At 54.5% G+C, this 15808-nt stretch carries 28 protein-coding genes; 26 read left to right on the top strand and 2 right to left on the bottom strand.

Features of this window, described 5'->3' with window-relative positions; translation table 11 throughout:
* The first annotated feature begins 3 nt into the window (after positions 1-3).
* The 26 genes from rplV (at position 4) to rplQ (ending at position 12402) form a co-directional block, all read left to right on the top strand.
* Positions 4-339: a 50S ribosomal protein L22 gene (rplV, locus tag G340_RS0111755; RefSeq protein ID WP_009065523.1), complete on the top strand. Its 336-nt coding sequence runs from the start codon at positions 4-6 to the stop codon at positions 337-339.
* A gap of 15 nt (positions 340-354) precedes the next feature.
* Entirely contained in the window at positions 355-1020 is a 666-nt protein-coding gene (gene rpsC / locus G340_RS0111750; protein ID WP_020073848.1) for a 30S ribosomal protein S3, read from the top strand.
* On the top strand, positions 1020-1448 hold the full coding sequence (gene rplP / locus G340_RS0111745; protein WP_020073847.1) for a 50S ribosomal protein L16: 429 nt from the start codon (positions 1020-1022) through the stop codon (positions 1446-1448). The genes rpsC and rplP overlap by 1 nt, the downstream gene beginning before the upstream one ends.
* On the top strand, positions 1445-1651 hold the full coding sequence (rpmC, locus tag G340_RS0111740) for a 50S ribosomal protein L29 (RefSeq protein ID WP_020073846.1): 207 nt from the start codon (positions 1445-1447) through the stop codon (positions 1649-1651). The genes rplP and rpmC overlap by 4 nt, the downstream gene beginning before the upstream one ends.
* Before the next feature lie 20 nt (positions 1652-1671).
* Complete coding sequence (gene rpsQ / locus G340_RS0111735; protein WP_020073845.1) at positions 1672-1929, top strand: 30S ribosomal protein S17; 258 nt, start codon at positions 1672-1674, stop codon at positions 1927-1929.
* A gap of 28 nt (positions 1930-1957) precedes the next feature.
* Positions 1958-2326 (top strand): 50S ribosomal protein L14, encoded by a 369-nt coding sequence (gene rplN / locus G340_RS0111730; protein WP_020073844.1) that lies wholly within the window; start codon positions 1958-1960, stop codon positions 2324-2326.
* 15 nt (positions 2327-2341) lie between these two features.
* The gene (rplX, locus tag G340_RS0111725) at positions 2342-2662 is read left to right on the top strand and encodes a 50S ribosomal protein L24 (protein WP_009065525.1); all 321 of its coding nucleotides are present in this window, start codon (positions 2342-2344) and stop codon (positions 2660-2662) included.
* 17 nt (positions 2663-2679) lie between these two features.
* Positions 2680-3219, top strand: coding sequence for a 50S ribosomal protein L5 (gene rplE, locus G340_RS0111720; protein WP_009065758.1), 540 nt, complete (start codon positions 2680-2682; stop codon positions 3217-3219).
* Positions 3220-3231: 12 nt separating this feature from the next.
* Entirely contained in the window at positions 3232-3417 is a 186-nt protein-coding gene (locus G340_RS0111715) for a type Z 30S ribosomal protein S14 (protein WP_009065714.1), read from the top strand.
* An 18-nt stretch (positions 3418-3435) separates the two neighbouring features.
* Complete coding sequence (rpsH, locus tag G340_RS0111710) at positions 3436-3834, top strand: 30S ribosomal protein S8 (RefSeq protein WP_020073843.1); 399 nt, start codon at positions 3436-3438, stop codon at positions 3832-3834.
* 16 nt (positions 3835-3850) lie between these two features.
* Entirely contained in the window at positions 3851-4399 is a 549-nt protein-coding gene (gene rplF / locus G340_RS0111705) for a 50S ribosomal protein L6 (protein WP_009065734.1), read from the top strand.
* 20 nt (positions 4400-4419) lie between these two features.
* The gene (gene rplR / locus G340_RS0111700; RefSeq protein ID WP_020073842.1) at positions 4420-4779 is read left to right on the top strand and encodes a 50S ribosomal protein L18; all 360 of its coding nucleotides are present in this window, start codon (positions 4420-4422) and stop codon (positions 4777-4779) included.
* A 17-nt stretch (positions 4780-4796) separates the two neighbouring features.
* Entirely contained in the window at positions 4797-5294 is a 498-nt protein-coding gene (gene rpsE / locus G340_RS0111695; RefSeq protein WP_020073841.1) for a 30S ribosomal protein S5, read from the top strand.
* A gap of 16 nt (positions 5295-5310) precedes the next feature.
* Positions 5311-5490, top strand: coding sequence for a 50S ribosomal protein L30 (rpmD, locus tag G340_RS0111690; protein WP_020073840.1), 180 nt, complete (start codon positions 5311-5313; stop codon positions 5488-5490).
* Positions 5491-5508: 18 nt separating this feature from the next.
* A complete protein-coding gene (rplO, locus tag G340_RS0111685; protein WP_020073839.1) occupies positions 5509-5949 on the top strand; it encodes a 50S ribosomal protein L15 in 441 nt (146 codons plus the stop codon).
* Positions 5950-5962: 13 nt separating this feature from the next.
* A complete protein-coding gene (gene secY, locus G340_RS0111680) occupies positions 5963-7279 on the top strand; it encodes a preprotein translocase subunit SecY (protein WP_020073838.1) in 1317 nt (438 codons plus the stop codon).
* 45 nt (positions 7280-7324) lie between these two features.
* A complete protein-coding gene (locus G340_RS0111675; RefSeq protein ID WP_020073837.1) occupies positions 7325-7966 on the top strand; it encodes an adenylate kinase in 642 nt (213 codons plus the stop codon).
* Entirely contained in the window at positions 7963-8715 is a 753-nt protein-coding gene (gene map / locus G340_RS0111670; protein WP_020073836.1) for a type I methionyl aminopeptidase, read from the top strand. The genes G340_RS0111675 and map overlap by 4 nt, the downstream gene beginning before the upstream one ends.
* A 114-nt stretch (positions 8716-8829) precedes the next feature.
* Complete coding sequence (locus tag G340_RS17980) at positions 8830-9069, top strand: KOW domain-containing RNA-binding protein (RefSeq protein ID WP_154653191.1); 240 nt, start codon at positions 8830-8832, stop codon at positions 9067-9069.
* Between the two features lie 28 nt (positions 9070-9097).
* Entirely contained in the window at positions 9098-9316 is a 219-nt protein-coding gene (infA, locus tag G340_RS0111660) for a translation initiation factor IF-1 (RefSeq protein WP_009065662.1), read from the top strand.
* Between the two features lie 51 nt (positions 9317-9367).
* Entirely contained in the window at positions 9368-9481 is a 114-nt protein-coding gene (gene rpmJ, locus G340_RS0111655; protein WP_009065749.1) for a 50S ribosomal protein L36, read from the top strand.
* A 34-nt stretch (positions 9482-9515) separates the two neighbouring features.
* The gene (gene rpsM, locus G340_RS0111650) at positions 9516-9884 is read left to right on the top strand and encodes a 30S ribosomal protein S13 (RefSeq protein ID WP_020073834.1); all 369 of its coding nucleotides are present in this window, start codon (positions 9516-9518) and stop codon (positions 9882-9884) included.
* A 24-nt stretch (positions 9885-9908) separates the two neighbouring features.
* Entirely contained in the window at positions 9909-10316 is a 408-nt protein-coding gene (rpsK, locus tag G340_RS0111645; RefSeq protein WP_020073833.1) for a 30S ribosomal protein S11, read from the top strand.
* A 36-nt stretch (positions 10317-10352) separates the two neighbouring features.
* On the top strand, positions 10353-10979 hold the full coding sequence (gene rpsD / locus G340_RS0111640; RefSeq protein ID WP_020073832.1) for a 30S ribosomal protein S4: 627 nt from the start codon (positions 10353-10355) through the stop codon (positions 10977-10979).
* A gap of 67 nt (positions 10980-11046) precedes the next feature.
* On the top strand, positions 11047-12012 hold the full coding sequence (locus G340_RS0111635) for a DNA-directed RNA polymerase subunit alpha (protein WP_020073831.1): 966 nt from the start codon (positions 11047-11049) through the stop codon (positions 12010-12012).
* A 48-nt stretch (positions 12013-12060) separates the two neighbouring features.
* The gene (rplQ, locus tag G340_RS0111630; RefSeq protein WP_027103984.1) at positions 12061-12402 is read left to right on the top strand and encodes a 50S ribosomal protein L17; all 342 of its coding nucleotides are present in this window, start codon (positions 12061-12063) and stop codon (positions 12400-12402) included.
* Between the two features lie 166 nt (positions 12403-12568).
* On the opposite strand, the gene abc-f is transcribed toward rplQ, so the two are convergent.
* On the bottom strand, positions 12569-14194 hold the full coding sequence (gene abc-f, locus G340_RS0111625; RefSeq protein ID WP_020073829.1) for a ribosomal protection-like ABC-F family protein: 1626 nt from the start codon (positions 14192-14194) through the stop codon (positions 12569-12571).
* Between the two features lie 461 nt (positions 14195-14655).
* Positions 14656-15801 carry a cysteine desulfurase NifS gene (nifS, locus tag G340_RS0111620; RefSeq protein ID WP_020073828.1) on the bottom strand — a complete coding sequence of 382 codons (1146 nt, stop codon included), beginning with the start codon at positions 15799-15801 and terminating at the stop codon, positions 14656-14658.
* Positions 15802-15808 lie beyond the last annotated feature (7 nt).

Raw genomic sequence — 15808 nt, 5'->3', positions numbered from 1 at the left:
ACAATGGAAGCAAGGGCTTATTTGAAATACGCCCGTATTTCTCCCCGCAAGGTATCGATTGTGCTGGATTTGATCCGGGGCAAGGAGACAGACCTTGCTATGGCTATCCTGAAGCATACCCCAAAGGCCGCATGTGAAGACCTTCAGAAACTGCTGAAGTCGGCCATTGCAAATGCTGAGAATAACCATAACATGGACGTTACCAGACTGTACGTCGCCGAGTGCTTCGTCAGCCCTGGCCCGATCCTCAAGCGCATTCGCCCCAGAGCGCAGGGTCGCGCGTTCAGAATTTTGAAAAGAACTTCGCACGTTACCCTCGTGCTCAAGGAAAAAGAATAGCGGAGGAGGTAAACTATGGGCCAGAAAATCAATCCCCACGGCTTTCGTGTGGGCGTAATTAAAGATTGGGATTCCCGCTGGTTCGCGAAGGACAATGTCTTTGGCGACACCCTGGTCGAGGATTACAAGCTGCGTAAAACACTCAAGAAGCAGCTCGCTTCCGCGGGTGTTCCGAAAATCGAGATCGAGCGCGACGCTTCCAGGGTTCGCGTTCACATTCACTGCGCAAAGCCCGGCATGGTCATCGGCAAGGGCGGCGCAGAGATCGAGAAGCTCCGCGTGCAGTGCGAAGCGATGCTGAACAAGCCGGTATCCATCAATATCGTCGAGGTGAAATCCCCCGACCTGAACGCACAGCTCGTTGCGGAGAACATTGCCCAGCAGCTCGAAAAGAGAATTTCGTTCCGCCGTGCGATGAAGCAGTGCATGGGCCGCGCCATGAAGCTCGGCGCAAAGGGCATTAAGACTCAGGTTTCCGGCCGTTTGGGCGGCGCTGAAATCGCCCGTACCGAGCACTACCATGAGGGTACCATCCCGCTGCAGACCATCCGCGCAGACATCGACTACGGTTTTGCCGAGGCTGCTACCACCTACGGCCGCATTGGCGTGAAGGTGTGGATCTACAGAGGCGAGGTTCTTCACGATAACCGCAAGCCCAAGAGGGAAGGAGGCAATAAGTAATGTTGCTGCCTAAACGCGTAAAATACCGCAGAGTGCACCGCGGTCGTATGACCGGTAAGGCATATCGCGGCAGTACGGTCGCATACGGCGATTTTGGCCTTCAGGCTCTTGAGCCGGCCTGGATCACCTCGAACCAGATCGAGGCCGCCCGTATCGCCATGACCCGTTACACAAAGAGATTCGGTAAAGTATGGATTAAGATTTTCCCCGATAAGCCCGTCACCAAAAAGCCGGCGGAAACCCGCATGGGTTCCGGTAAGGGCGCGCCCGAGTACTGGGTGGCCGTTGTAAAGCCCGGCAGAGTGATGTTCGAAATCGGCGGCGTTGCCGAGGCAACCGCCAGAGAGGCAATGCGCCTTGCCGCAAACAAGCTGCCGATTAAATGCAAGTTTGTCAAGAAGGAAGAAACGGGTGGTGAGCAATCATGAAGGCCGCAGAGATTAGAGAGTTGACAACCGAAGAGCTGCAGAGCAAGCTGAAGGACCTGAAAGAAGAGCTTTTCAACCTGCGTTTTCAGCTTGCCATTAATCAGCTTGACAACCCGATGCGAATTTCCGCTGTCAAGAAAGACATTGCCCGCATTAAGACCGTGCTGCGAGGGAATGAGCTGAAGGACAGCGCGAAAGCGTAATGGGAAGGGAGGATTAAGCTGTGAGTGACAGAAATATGAGAAAAACCAACGTCGGCAAGGTCGTCAGTAACCGGATGGACAAAACCGCCGTTGTCGCTATTCAGGACAGCGTGAAGCATCCGCTTTACAACAAGATTATCAAGCGTACTGTGAAACTGAAGGTTCATGACGAAAACAACGAGTGCAACATCGGTGACCGCGTGCGTGTGATGGAGACCCGTCCCCTTTCCAAAGAAAAAAGATGGCGTCTTGTCGAGATTATTGAGAAAGCCAAATAAGTAGCTTTCAGCGAAGGAGGAACGCACTGTGATACAACAGCAGACTTACCTCAAGGTTGCCGACAACACCGGCGCGAAAGAGCTTATGTGCATTCGCGTGCTGGGCGGCACCGGCAGAAGGTATGCCAATATTGGCGACGTTGTGGTAGCTTCGGTCAAAAAAGCAGCACCCGGCGGCGTTGTTAAAAAAGGCGACGTTGTTAAAGCGGTTATTGTTCGCACCGCTTTTGGCGTTCGCCGCCACGACGGAACGTATATCCGCTTCGACGAGAACGCGGCGGTTCTGATTAAGGATGATAAAAACCCCAGGGGCACGCGTATCTTTGGGCCCGTTGCCAGAGAGCTGCGCGACAAAGATTACCTGAAAATCTTAAGCCTTGCCCCGGAAGTACTGTAATGGAGGTGTTCACTAATGAATAATAAAGTTCATGTAAAAACTGGTGACACCGTCATCATTTTGAGCGGCAAAGAGCGCGGCAAGCAGGGGAAGGTTCTGGCGGTGAGCCCCAAAGAGGGAAAAGTGATCGTCGAGGGCCGCAACATGGTAACAAAGCATGTAAAGCCCCGTAAAATGGGTGCCCCGGGCGGACTCGTAAAGGCCGAGGGCGCTCTGTACGCCTGCAAGGTTCAGATCGTTTGCCCTCGCTGCGGAAAGCCCACTCGTGTTGCGCATAAGCTCTATGAGGACGGCACCAAAGACCGCGTTTGCGTAAAATGCGGCGAGTCGCTGTAAGGGAGGAAGAATACGACATGGCCAGACTGAAGGAGTTTTACAAGCAGGAGGTCTCGCCCGCGCTCATGAAGAAATTCAGCTACAAGAGCGTGATGGAGATCCCCAAGCTCGAAAAAATCGTCATCAATGTAGGCGCCGGCGAAGCCCGTGACAATTCCAAGGTGATCGACGCCATCATGACCGACATTGCAGCGATTACCGGCCAGAAGCCCCAGGTTTGCAAGGCGAAGAAATCCGTTGCGAACTTTAAGCTGCGTGAGGGCATGAACATCGGTGTGAAGGTTACGCTCAGAGGCGAGAACATGTATGAGTTTATCGACCGTTTCTTCAACGTCGCGCTGCCCCGCGTAAGAGACTTCAGAGGGATTAATCCGAATTCCTTTGACGGGCGCGGCAACTACAACATGGGCATCAAGGAGCAGTTGATTTTCCCCGAGATTGAGTACGACAAAATCGACAAGGTGCGCGGAATGGATATCTGCTTCGTAACCACCGCAAAAACCGACGAAGAGGCCCGCGAGCTGCTGACGCTGATGGGCGCTCCGTTTGCGAGATAAGGAGGGATTATTGTGGCCAAAACATCAATGAAAATCAAACAGCTGAGGACGGCGAAATTTTCCTCCAGAGAGCATAACCGCTGCAAAATCTGCGGCCGGCCGCATGCTTATCTCCGCAAGTTCGGGATTTGCCGCATATGCTTCCGCGAGCTTGCCCATAAGGGTGAGATCCCGGGCGTGAAAAAAGCCAGCTGGTAAAGCAAAGGAGGGAACGGTATGCAGATTACAGATACAATCGCTGATTTGCTCACCCGTATTCGCAACGCGAATGCTGCCAAGCACGATTCCGTTGAGATCCCCAAGAGCAACATGAAAGAGTCTATTGTAAAGATTCTGGTTGAAGAGGGATATGTAAAGAACTACACGGTGATCGAGGACGGCAAACAGGGGATTCTGAAAGTGAATCTGAAGTACGGCGAGGGCAAGACCCCCGTCATCAAAGGCCTGCGCAGAGTGTCGAAACCCGGCCTGCGCATTTATTCCAACGCAGAAGATCTGCCCAAGGTTCTCAAGGGCCTCGGCATCGCGGTCATTTCTACCTCAAGGGGCGTCATGACGGATCGTCAGGCGCGCAAAGAGAATGTAGGCGGCGAAGTTCTGGCGTTTATTTGGTAAACAAGGGGGTGCTATTATGTCGCGAATTGGAAGAAAACCCATAAATATTCCCGCTGGCGTCGAGGTGAAAATCGACGGCAACGTTGTTACTGTTAAGGGAGCAAAGGGAACTCTGACACAGCAGTTCCACCCGAACATGACGATCTCTCAGGAGGGCAGCGAGCTCATCGTGACCCGCCCGAACGACGAGAAGGAAAACCGTGCGCTGCACGGCCTGACCCGCACGCTGGTGCACAATATGGTGGTCGGCGTGACGGAGGGCTTTAAGAAGGAGCTCGACGTTTTGGGTGTTGGTTACCGTGTGCAGAAGCAGGGCAAGGACCTGGTCATGAACCTGGGCTATTCCCATCAGGTGATCGTGTCTGAGACAGACGAGATCCAGATCGAAGCTCCCACGCCCAACAAGATCATCATTCACGGGATCGACAAGCAGAAGGTTGGCCAGTTTGCCGCGGAAGTCCGCGAGAAACGTCCGCCGGAGCCGTATAAGGGCAAGGGAATTCGTTATGCTGGTGAATTTGTCCGCCGTAAGGAAGGCAAGGCCGGTAAGGGCTCGAAGAAGTAACTGAAGGAGAGTGAATCAATATGGTGAACAAGGCTGATACAAATAAAGCCAGACTGAACCGCCACCGCCGTGTGCGCGGCAAGGTTACGGGCACTGCAGAGCGCCCGCGCCTGAATGTATTCCGCTCCGCCAAGAACATCTACGCCCAGATTATCGACGATGTTGCGGGAGTTACTCTCGCGGCAGCTTCCACGCTGGACAAAGAGTTTACTGGCAATGGCGGAAACAAGGAAGCCGCAAAAAAGGTTGGCGAGCTGATCGCCAAGCGCGCGGCTGAGAAGGGGATCACCGAGGTCGTGTTCGACCGCGGCGGTTATATTTTCCACGGCCGCGTCAAAGAGCTGGCCGAAGGCGCCCGCGAGGGCGGCCTCAAGTTCTGAGAGAAGGAGGAATACTTTTGGCTAGAATTGACGCATCTACTTTGGATCTGAAAGAGCGCGTGGTTGCCATCAACCGCGTATCCAAAACCGTAAAGGGCGGGCGTATCTTCAAGTTTGCCGCTCTGGTCGTTGTCGGTGACGGCAACGGAACAGTCGGTTTCGGTATTGGTAAGGCAGGAGAGGTCCCGGATTCCATCCGCAAGGGGATTGAGGACGCCAAGAAGAACCTGATCAAGGTTTCTCTGCGCGGCAGCACCATTCCTCACGAAGTCATCGGCGCATACGGTGCAGGCCGCGTGCTGATGAAGCCCGCCGCTCCCGGTACCGGCGTTATCGCTGGCGGTGCGGTTCGTGCGGTGGTGGAATCCGCCGGTATTAAAGACATTCGTACCAAGGCACTGCGCTCCAACAACCCGTGCAACGTGGTTCGGGCGACCATTGAGGGTCTCGCTCAGCTGCGCACTGCCGATGAGGTTGCTGCGATCCGCGGTAAATCGGCAAAAGAGATTCTGTAACAAGGGGGGCAGCAATATGGCACAGATTCACATCAAGTTGGTAAAAAGCCTGATCGGCAGCCACAAGGACCAGATTGCGACCGCTCAGTCCCTTGGTTTGCATAAGATCGGCGACTGCACTACGCAGCCCGATAATCCTCAGACCAAAGGCAAGGTGGCAAAGATTATCCACCTCATCGAGGTAAGCAACGCGTAAGCAAGGAGGTGCGAGTAAATGAAGTTGCATGACTTATCTGCAGTACCCGGGTCTACCCAAACGGCCCGCAGAATCGGCAGAGGACACGGCTCCGGCTGGGGCAAAACCTCCGGCAAGGGCCATAAAGGCCAGAAGGCCAGAGCCGGCCGCGGGTTCCGCGCGGGTTTTGAAGGCGGCCAGATGCCTTTGCAGAGAAGAATTCCCAAAAGAGGCTTTGTCAATATTTTTGCGAAGAACATCGTTGCGGTCAACGTCGGTACGTTGGAATCCTTTGAGAACGGCGCGGTGGTCGATATTCAGGCGCTGCTGGATGCCGGCATCGTGAGAAATTCCTTTGACGGAGTGAAGATTCTTTCAAACGGCAAGCTGACCAAAAGCTTGACAGTAAAGGCAACGTCCTTCTCTGAAGCGGCAAAGCAGAAGATTGAGGCTGCCGGTGGGAAGGCAGAGGTGATCTGAGTTGTTTTCTACAATGAAGAACGCCTGGGCCATTCCTGATCTGCGCAAAAAAATTCTGTTTACACTGTTCATAATCGTTGTGTTCCGGTTCGGCGCCGTGATTACGGTGCCCTTCCTGAACGTAGAAGCCCTGCAGGGCTTAATGAGCCAGGTTGGCGAGTCGGGCAACGCGCTGGGGTATTTGGATATGCTCTCCGGCGGCGCGTTCGCAAATGCCACCCTGTTTGCCATGAGCGTTACGCCCTACATCAACAGCTCCATTATTCTGCAGCTGCTGACTGTGGCCCTGCCTCCTCTGGAGCGCCTGGCCAAAGAGGGCGAAGAGGGCCGCAAGAAGATTGCCGCCATTACCCGTTACGTCACCGTTGTGCTGGGTCTGATTCAGGGTACCGCTTACTACTTCTATCTGCACAACAGCTCTTTTGAGGGAACCCCCATCACCATGTTCAACAGGGGCTGGGAACAGGCTTTCTCCGCTGTGGTTATCATCTTCACCTTCACCGCCGGTACGGCGCTGATGATGTGGATGGGTGAGCAGGTCAACAAGTACGGTATCGGCAACGGTATTTCGATCCTCCTGTTCTCCGGTATTGTGGCGCGTATGCCGCATATTCTGAACACGCTGGGCAAATACCTGCAAATTGCCAACCAGGATCCTTCCACCTACGGCAAGTATTATGCGTTTGTTCCGATCTTCGTCGTTTTGTTCCTGGCGGTCATCTGGGTTATTGTTCTGATGAACAACTCCGAGCGCCGGATCCCGATCCAGTATGCCAAGCGCATGGTGGGCCGCAAAATGTACGGCGGTCAGTCCAGCCATATTCCGATCAAGGTTGCGATGTCCGGCGTTATGCCGATCATCTTCGCGAGCTCGATTCTTGCCATCCCCAGCACCATCCAGCTGTTCACCAACCCGAAGAGCGGCTTCTGGAAAGGCTTTCTGGATGCCTTCTCCACCACAGGCTGGATGTATTCGGTCGTGTATTTCCTTCTGATTGTCATGTTTGCGTATTTCTATGTTACCATTCAGTATAATCCGATTGAAATGGCCAATAATCTTCGTCAAAGCAACGGTACGATTCCGGGTGTCCGCCCCGGAAAGCCGACCTCCGATTTTATTTCTAGAATCCTTTCCAAGCTTACCCTGATTGGCGCTTTGTTCCTGGCTGTGGTTGCGCTGCTGCCCATCATTTTTGGTGCGGTGACAGGAATGCACAACATGTCTCTGGGCGGTACCTCTCTTATCATTTTGGTAGGCGTCGCTCTGGATACAGTCAAACAGATGGAGTCTCAGATGATGATGCGCCATTACAAGGGCTTTCTTGATTGACAGGCAGGCTTTTGAAAACAACTTGGGGAGAGAGGGAAAAGGATTATGAAAATCATACTTCTTGGCGCTCCGGGCGCCGGCAAAGGAACGCAGGCTGAAGTGATCTGCGAGCGTTTGTCTATTCCCGCCATTTCTACGGGAGAAATAATTCGAGAAGCGCTGAAAAGCGGTACTGAAATGGGCCGGAAAGCAAAGTCCTACATGGAAGCCGGCCAGCTGGTTCCCGATGAGATCGTGATCGGCATCATCAGGGAAAGACTGGCAAAGGACGACTGTGCAAACGGATTTATCCTGGACGGTTTCCCGAGAACCATAGTTCAGGCCGAGGCTCTGGATAAGATGGGATTTGCGATCGATAAGGTCATCGATATTGAGGTGGCCGACGAGGACATCGTTGCCAGAATATCCGGACGCCGTGTCTGCGACAGCTGCGGCGCAATCTACCACGTGCGGTATAAATCGAGCGCGGTCGACGGCGTTTGCGACAAGTGCGGCGGCACCCTTTCTCAGCGTAAGGATGACCAGCCCGAAACAGTGAAGGAACGGCTGATAGTTTACCATGAGCAGACGGAACCGCTGAAGGAATATTACCGCAGGCAGGGCAGACTGTTCATTGTAGAAGGGGAAGAGCACATTGCGGATACCACCCGCAAAACTCTTGCCATATTGGAAGAGGCGCAGCTATGATTGTGCTTAAAACCAGCCGCGAGCTCGCAGCGATGCGGGTAGCGGGAAGAATTTCAGCCAATGCATTAAAACTGGCAGGCCAGGCGGTCGAGCCCGGTGTTTCCACCTGGGAGATCGACCGCATTGCCCGCCGCTATATCGAAAGCGAGGGTGCGAAGCCTTCCTTTCTGGGATACGGCGGGTTTCCGGCCAGTGCCTGCATTTCGGTGAACAATGTGGTTATCCACGGCATACCCAGCAAGGATTTGATCCTCAGGCACGGCGATATTGTCAGCATTGACATCGGCGCGTTTTATGAGGGCTTTACGGGCGACAACGCCTACACGTTTGCGTGCGGCGATGTTTCCCCCGAAGCGCAGCGCCTGATGGACACGACCCGGGAGAGCCTTTACGAGGGCATCCGCGCCGCAAAGGCAGGGGGCCGGGTGGGCGATATCGGCCATGCGGTGCAAACGTATGTCGAAGCGCGCGGTTACTCGGTGGTACGCGATTTTGTCGGCCACGGAGTAGGCGCGAAGCTGCACGAAGATCCCAGCGTACCGAATTTTGGAGCGCCCGGCCGGGGCGTGCGATTGTTACCTGGCATGACGATAGCCATTGAGCCAATGGTGAATGCCGGAGTGCATACCGTCAAAACATTATCTGACGGCTGGACCACCGTTACAACAGACGGCAAGCTGGCCGCTCACTATGAGCATTCGATTGCCATCACCGCGGATGGTCCTGTCATTTTGACCGTACCGGATTAATGCTGTTTTCCGAACAGAGCGATGGATCGCGTTTTTCCCCCGCCGCAGGCGGGGCGAGAAGAGAAGCTTCAATTCATTATTTTTGAATGGGAAAACAGTGTAAGGGGAATCAGGATGGATTTTGTTAGAGGGCTTGTTGTCCGGTCACTAAGAGGGCGCGACAAGGGTGAGTTTTTAGTGGTGCTGGAGGCCTCCGGCTGCGAGATTGTTGTCTGCGACGGAAAACGCCGCCCGCTGGAAAGGCCCAAACGCAAGAACCCGATTCACCTTGCCGCGACAAACACCTTGCTTCGCTCGATGAACACCAACCGTGAAATCCGCTGCGCCCTGCGGCAATTTTCCCAGGACAGCTGATTTCTGCAAGAGGAGGTTATGCTGATTTATGTCAAAACAAGATGTGATCGAAATTGAGGGTACCGTAACAGAAGCTCTGCCGAACGCGATGTTTAACGTAGAGCTGCCGAACGGCCACACGATACTGGCGCATATTTCCGGTAAGCTGCGCATGAATTTTATCCGCATTCTGCCCGGCGATAAGGTTACCGTAGAGCTGTCGCCCTATGACCTCACGCGCGGACGTATCACCTGGCGTTCCAAATAAAACCAGTGAAATCCGATTTGTTTAACGACTTCATCAAGGAGGGCGCACAGAATGAAAGTCAGACCTTCTGTAAAGAAAATTTGCGAGAAGTGCAAAATCATTAAGCGCAAGGGAAAGATCATGGTTATTTGTGAGAATCCCAAGCATAAACAGCGCCAGGGCTGATGGCGTAATTTGATCTTATGGAGGTGCAACCAGTATGGCGCGTATATCAGGTATCGATTTGCCCAGAGACAAACGCATTGAAATTGGGCTTACCTATATTTTTGGAATTGGCCGCAAAACCGCCAATGATATTCTGAAGGCAACCGGTGTCAATCCGGACACCCGCGTTCGCGATCTGTCTGAAGACGACACTGCAAAGCTGAGAGAGTATATCGACCACAACTGCCGCGTGGAAGGCGACCTGCGCCGCGACGTGGCGTTCGACATCAAACGGTTGATCGAAATCGGCTGCTACCGCGGAATCCGTCACCGCAAGGGCCTGCCCGTTCGCGGCCAGCGTTCCAAGACGAATGCCCGCACCCGCAAGGGCCCCAGAAAAACCATGGCAAACAAGAAGAAATAAGCGAAGTCAGGAGGGATTACTCAGATGGCAGCACAAAAAGGCGGTAAGAAAACTACCGCAGTCCGCAGACGCCGCGAACGCAAGAACATCGAGCGCGGTGCTGCTCACATTCAGTCTACTTTCAACAATACAATTGTTACCATTACCGATGTGCAGGGCAATGCAATTTCCTGGGCCAGCTCCGGTGAGCTGGGCTTCAGAGGCTCCAGAAAGTCCACTCCCTTTGCCGCGCAGTCCGCAGCGGAAACAGCCGCCAAGGTCGCGATGGAGCATGGTATGAAATCGGTAGAGGTTTTCGTGAAGGGACCGGGCGCCGGCCGTGAAGCCGCGATCCGCGCGCTGCAGGGCGCCGGGCTTGAGGTCAGCATGATTAAAGATGTGACCCCCATCCCCCACAACGGATGCCGCCCGCCCAAGAGAAGACGCGTTTAGTACCAAAACCGATTTATTAGGAGGTGCAACCTTATTATGGCAAGATATACAGAGGCTGTGTGCAAGCTGTGCCGCCGCGAAGGCCAGAAGCTCTTTTTGAAGGGCGAGCGCTGCTACACAGACAAGTGCGGAGTTGGCCGCAGAGCGTATGCCCCGGGCCAGCACGGCCAGGGACGCAAGAAGACTTCTGAATACGGTCTGCAGCTGCGTGCAAAGCAGATGACCAAGCGCTTTTACGGCGTTCTGGAGAGCCAGTTCAGAGGCTACTATGACATGGCTACCCGCATGGAAGGCAAAACCGGCGATTTGCTGCTCGGAATTCTCGAGAGCCGCCTGGACAACGTTGTGTACCGTTTGGGCTGGGGCAGCTCCCGCGCGGAAGCGCGCCAGCTGGTCGTTCACGGTCACTTCACCGTCAATGGCAAGCGAGTCGATATCCCCTCTTACCTGACAAAACCGGGTGAGGTTATTTCCATCAAAGATTCCAGCCGCAGCAGCGACAAGATCAAGGCTGTGCTGGAGGCGAACGCTTCCCGTCCTGTACCGAAATGGGTGGATCTCAACCGCAACACTCTGGAAGCCAAGGTTCTGGCATTCCCCGAGCGTGAGGACATTGAGCTGGCAGTTGACGAAACTCTCATCGTTGAGTTGTACTCCAAGTAATGCCTTTGCGCAAGGCCAGTGTACATGACGGCAAAGCAATTTGCTTATGTGTGAAGGAGGTTCGCTGATGATTGAGATCGAAAAGCCAAAAATCGAAACAGAAGAGTTATCCAGTGACGGAACCCACGGCATATTTGTTGTGGAGCCGCTCGAGAGAGGCTTTGGCACCACCCTTGGCAACAGCCTGCGGCGCGTGCTGCTCTCCAGCCTGCCGGGCGTAGCTGTTACCTCGATTAAGATAGACGGTGTTCTGCACGAGTTTTCCACAATTCCCGGCGTGAAAGAGGATGTCACCGAGATCGTACTGAATATCAAGGGATTGACTGCGAGGCTGCACTGCGACGGTCCCAAAACCGTTGAGATCAGCGCGGAGGGCCCCGGCGAAGTGACAGCGAATTCCATCAAATGCGACAGTGAAGTGGAGATCCTGAATCCCGATATGCATATCGCCACTCTGTCCGATGGCGCCAAGCTGTATATGGAGCTGACTCTGGATAAGGGCCGCGGCTATGTTCCCGCCGAACGCAACAAGGCGAACATGCGCGGCGGCAGCAACAGCAGCGTGATTGGTGAACTTCCGGTCGATTCTATTTACACCCCGGTTTTAAAAGTGAATTACAATGTCGAAAATACCCGCGTAGGTCAGAGTATCGATTACGACAAGCTGACCATGGATGTGTGGACGAACGGCGTGATCAGCGCGCAGGAGGCTGTCTCTTTGGCCGCCAAGGTGCTGACCGAACACCTGAATCTGTTTGTGGATCTGTCCGATAAGGGCAGCAGCACCGAGATCATGGTGGAAAAGGACGAGAAGGGCAAGGAAAAGGTACTGGAAATGACCATCGAAGAGCTGGATCTTTCCGTACGCTCCTTTAACTGCCTCAAGCGCGCCGGCATCAATACGGTAGAGGACCTGATCAACAAGTCTGAGGAAGACATGATGAAGGTTCGCAACCTGGGCCGCAAGTCTTTGGAGGAAGTTGTGTGGAAGATGGCTTCCCTCGGCTTTAGCCTGCGTAAGGACGACGAATAACGGATTAGCAAATAACTTGCAACCTAAGGTAAAAGGAGTGATATTTCGATGCCTGGAACCAGAAAGCTCGGAAGAGATACTGCTCATAGAACTGCGATGCTGAGAGGCATGGTTACGTTTTTGCTTGAAAACGGCAAAATCGAGACCACAGTAACCCGCGCCAAAGAGGTTCGCTCCCTGACGGAGAAGCTGATTACCCTGGCGCAGGAGAACAATCTGCATAACCAGCGTATGGCACTTTCCTTTATTACAAAGGAAGATGTGACCCACAAGCTGTTTTCTGAGATTGCCCCCAAATATGCCGACCGTAAGGGCGGATATACCCGCATCACAAAGATCGGGCCGCGCCGCGGCGACGCAGCCGAAATGGCGATCATTGAGCTGATCTGATCGAACTGTTTCGATCGGTTTTATGAATAGAGAAAGCCCTCCCGAGCCGGGAGGGCTTTTTTGTTCATAAAATTTTTGGTTAATGAAGCAGGCAATCGTTTTATGATTACCATAAGGTCAATAATAGGACGTGCAAAATAGAAGAACCGGCGGATTTTTTGCTGTTTTAAAGTGTATTCTCTGATAAGCGTTTCAGCTCTTCCAGAACAGAACGGTACTCCTCATCCAGTGCTTCGCGGTTTACACCGGGCATCGAGAGCTCGGATACAATGCGGGCAAGGCGTGTTTCCAGCACCATCCGCTGTGCAGCGTCCGGTTTTGGCCGCGGAACTTTCGCTTGGCTCTGGTAATCGGAGAGATTGCCGTCGAACGCGCGGAGGCCCTTGTTTTCGATCAGCAGCAGGCGATTTGCTACCGTATCCACAAATGACTGGTCATGAGAAATGAACAGCAGCACGCCGGGGTAATCCGAAAGGATTTGCTGGACCGCTTCAATCGACGGCAAATCCAGATAATTTGTCGGTTCGTCCAGCAGCAGAACATTCATATCCGATACCAGCAGCTGTGCGAGCGACAGCTTGATTTTTTCTCCGCCGCTGAGAACGGCGGCTTTTTTCTGCACCGTGTCGCCGCGGAAGAGCAGACGAGCCAGTATGGTGCGCACCGTATTTTCGGGCTGCACGCTGTGCGCCAGCGCGTTTTGCAGTACCGTCTGATTTTCGTCCAGATTTTCAAATTCCTGACGAAAATAGCCGATGCGGGCCTTGGGTGCGCACGAAATAGCGCTGTTTCCTTCTGCGATCAGGCGAAAGAGCGTTGTCTTTCCCGCGCCGTTTTCGCCGATGACCGCCGTGCGCGTGTGGTTTCTGATCCCGAAGCCGGCGTTTTGGAACAGAAGGTGATCTCCGTAGCCGAAGGTCAGGCTCCGGCAGGAAAGCACAATTTTGTTCTGCGGCGGGTCGGTGCGTGAAAAATCGAGCTGAATGCGCGGCTGCCCACGCGGCTTTTCCTTCTGCTCCAGCCGATCCAGCCGGGACTCGAGCGCCCGGGTGCTTTTATGCAGCTTTTCGGTAATTTCTGTGGACATTCGCTTATGCAGGCGCGCTTCAGAATTACCCATGCGCTTCGGCGCCTTGCGGATGCTCTTTGCTTTCTCCCGGGTGCCGACGATCGCTTGTTGCAGCCGCGCCCGCTCCTGCGCGTACTGCCGGTATTCCAATTCCGCGCGCTCAAGGGCCGCCTGATTTTGCCGGGCATACGCGCTGTAATTGCCCGTGAAATCAGTCACGACACCGTCGCGGATTTCGAGAATTCGATTGCAGACAGCGTCCAACAAAGCGCGGTCATGGCTGATGACGATCAGCGTTTCGGCGGATTTCAGCTGCTTTGTCAGCATTTGAATTCCCGCGTAATCCAGATTGCTGGTTGGCTCGTCGGCCAGCAGCAGGCAATTGGAGCGTGACAGCGCATTGTCGATTTTCAGGCGTGTCTGCTCGCCGCCGCTCAGGCGTTCATGTGAAAGGCGGTCACCCGGCAGAAACCGTCGGACTGCCCCGGGGGCGGGTTGTTCCTGAGAAAACTGACGCAAATACGAAACCGGGCATATGCGCCGCACGCACCCTTCCTCCGGCTCGGTCTCTCCGGCCAGCAGCTCCATCAATGTCGTCTTGCCGGCGCCATTTTGGCCGACAATGCCGATTTTGTCGCCGGTGTAAACCGTCAGGCGCGGCAGTTCGAGAATCAACCGATCACCAACGTATTTTTTCAAATCGAAAAGTTCCAGTACTATCAAAAAAATCTCTCCTTGCATCCTCTGGATGTGTCGGAAAGATCATAACAAAAATACACAGATACAGCCTGCTCCGAACGGAACAAGCCCCTGCGCTGATTCTTTTTGATATGCCAATCCGACACCAACGGGCGCACTCCACCCGTTTTCCCATTTTATAATGGTTTTGGTCAGATCAGCAATTGCGCATGGCTCTTAACTACCGTACCTTTCTTTGGAATGCTTTCAGAATAACGGATTTTGCCTGCTTTGTCAATGGTGAAATTTGTTTTGCCCTTGTTAAAACCGATTAGGTTTTCAACAATCAGTTAACAGTATGTTGAAAACCTAATCGGTTTTACTATTGGTTAATCACATCGCTTCCAAAGGAGGCTGTTTCCAAGAGAAAACAGCCAGAGTACCATGAGGGAGCAGAGGGCGGAGTAAAAGCCTTTTCCAGACTGTCCCGTAACGGGTAGGCAGGTTCAACTTGCTCTCAGGCGCTCTATCACCGCCGGGAGTACGCTTAGAATATACTCCACATCCTCTTTGGTGTTCTGCTCACCCAGCGTCAGGCGCAGGGAGCCTTTGGCGAGCTGCGGAGGAATCCCGAGAGCCAGCAGCACATGGCTGGCATCCAGAGAACCGGCGGTGCAGGCGGAACCGGAGGAGGCGCAGATGCCCTGACGGTCGAGCAGCAGCAGCATCGCTTCGCCGTCGACCCCCTCAAAGCAAAGGCTTACGTTGCCGGGCAGACGGTGCTCGCGGTCGCCGTTCAAAGAGCTGCCGGGTATCTTCAGCGCGCCGTCGATCAGGCGGTCGCGCAGAGAGCGCAGGCGTTTCGCACGCTCCTCCATCCCGGCGCTGGCCCCGCGCAGCGCCGCGGCCAGCCCCACGATCGACGCAAGGTTTTCTGTTCCCGCACGCCGCCCGCGCTCCTGCGCGCCGCCGTCGATCAGGTTCTGAATCGGGATTCCCCGGCGCACATACAAAGCGCCAATCCCCTTGGGCGCATGCAGCTTGTGGCCGGAAAGCGAGAGCAGGTCAATGTTCTGCTCCGTCACATGGATCGGCAGGGTTCCCACCGCCTGCACCGCGTCCGTGTGGAACAGTACGCCGCGCTCCCGGCAGATGGCCCCAATCTGCGAGATCGGCTGAATCGTGCCGATCTCGTTGTTGGCGTACATCACAGAAACGAGCGCAGTGTCGGGCCGGATGGCTGCCGATACTTCTTCGGGGCGCACCAGACCGTTCTCATGCACGCTGAGGCAGGTGACGGAAAAGCCCTCGCGCTCCAGAGCTTCAGCGGTATGCAGCACGGCGTGGTGCTCAAAGCGGGTGGTGATCAGGTGGCGCTTGCCCTGCGGCGCGAGCTCACGGGCAATCCCCTTAACTGCCCAGTTGTCCGATTCGCTGCCGCCAGCCGTAAAATAAAGTTCGCCGGGCCTCGCGCCGATGCACTCCGCGATGTCCTCGCGCGCCAGCTCGAGCGCGCGTTTGGCCTCGCGCCCCTTGGAATAGAGACTCGAGGGGTTTCCGTAGCTCTCGGTCAGATACGGCATCATAGCCCGCAGTACGGGCTCGGATATCGGCGTGGTGGCCGCATTATCTGCATATACAAATCGGTTCATGAGAATT

Source organism: Faecalispora sporosphaeroides DSM 1294, assembly GCA_000383295.1.
GTDB lineage: Bacteria > Bacillota > Clostridia > Oscillospirales > Acutalibacteraceae > Faecalispora > Faecalispora sporosphaeroides.
The sequence above is the reverse complement of the archived record's forward strand: the minus strand, read 5'-3'. Positions and strand labels throughout refer to the sequence as shown.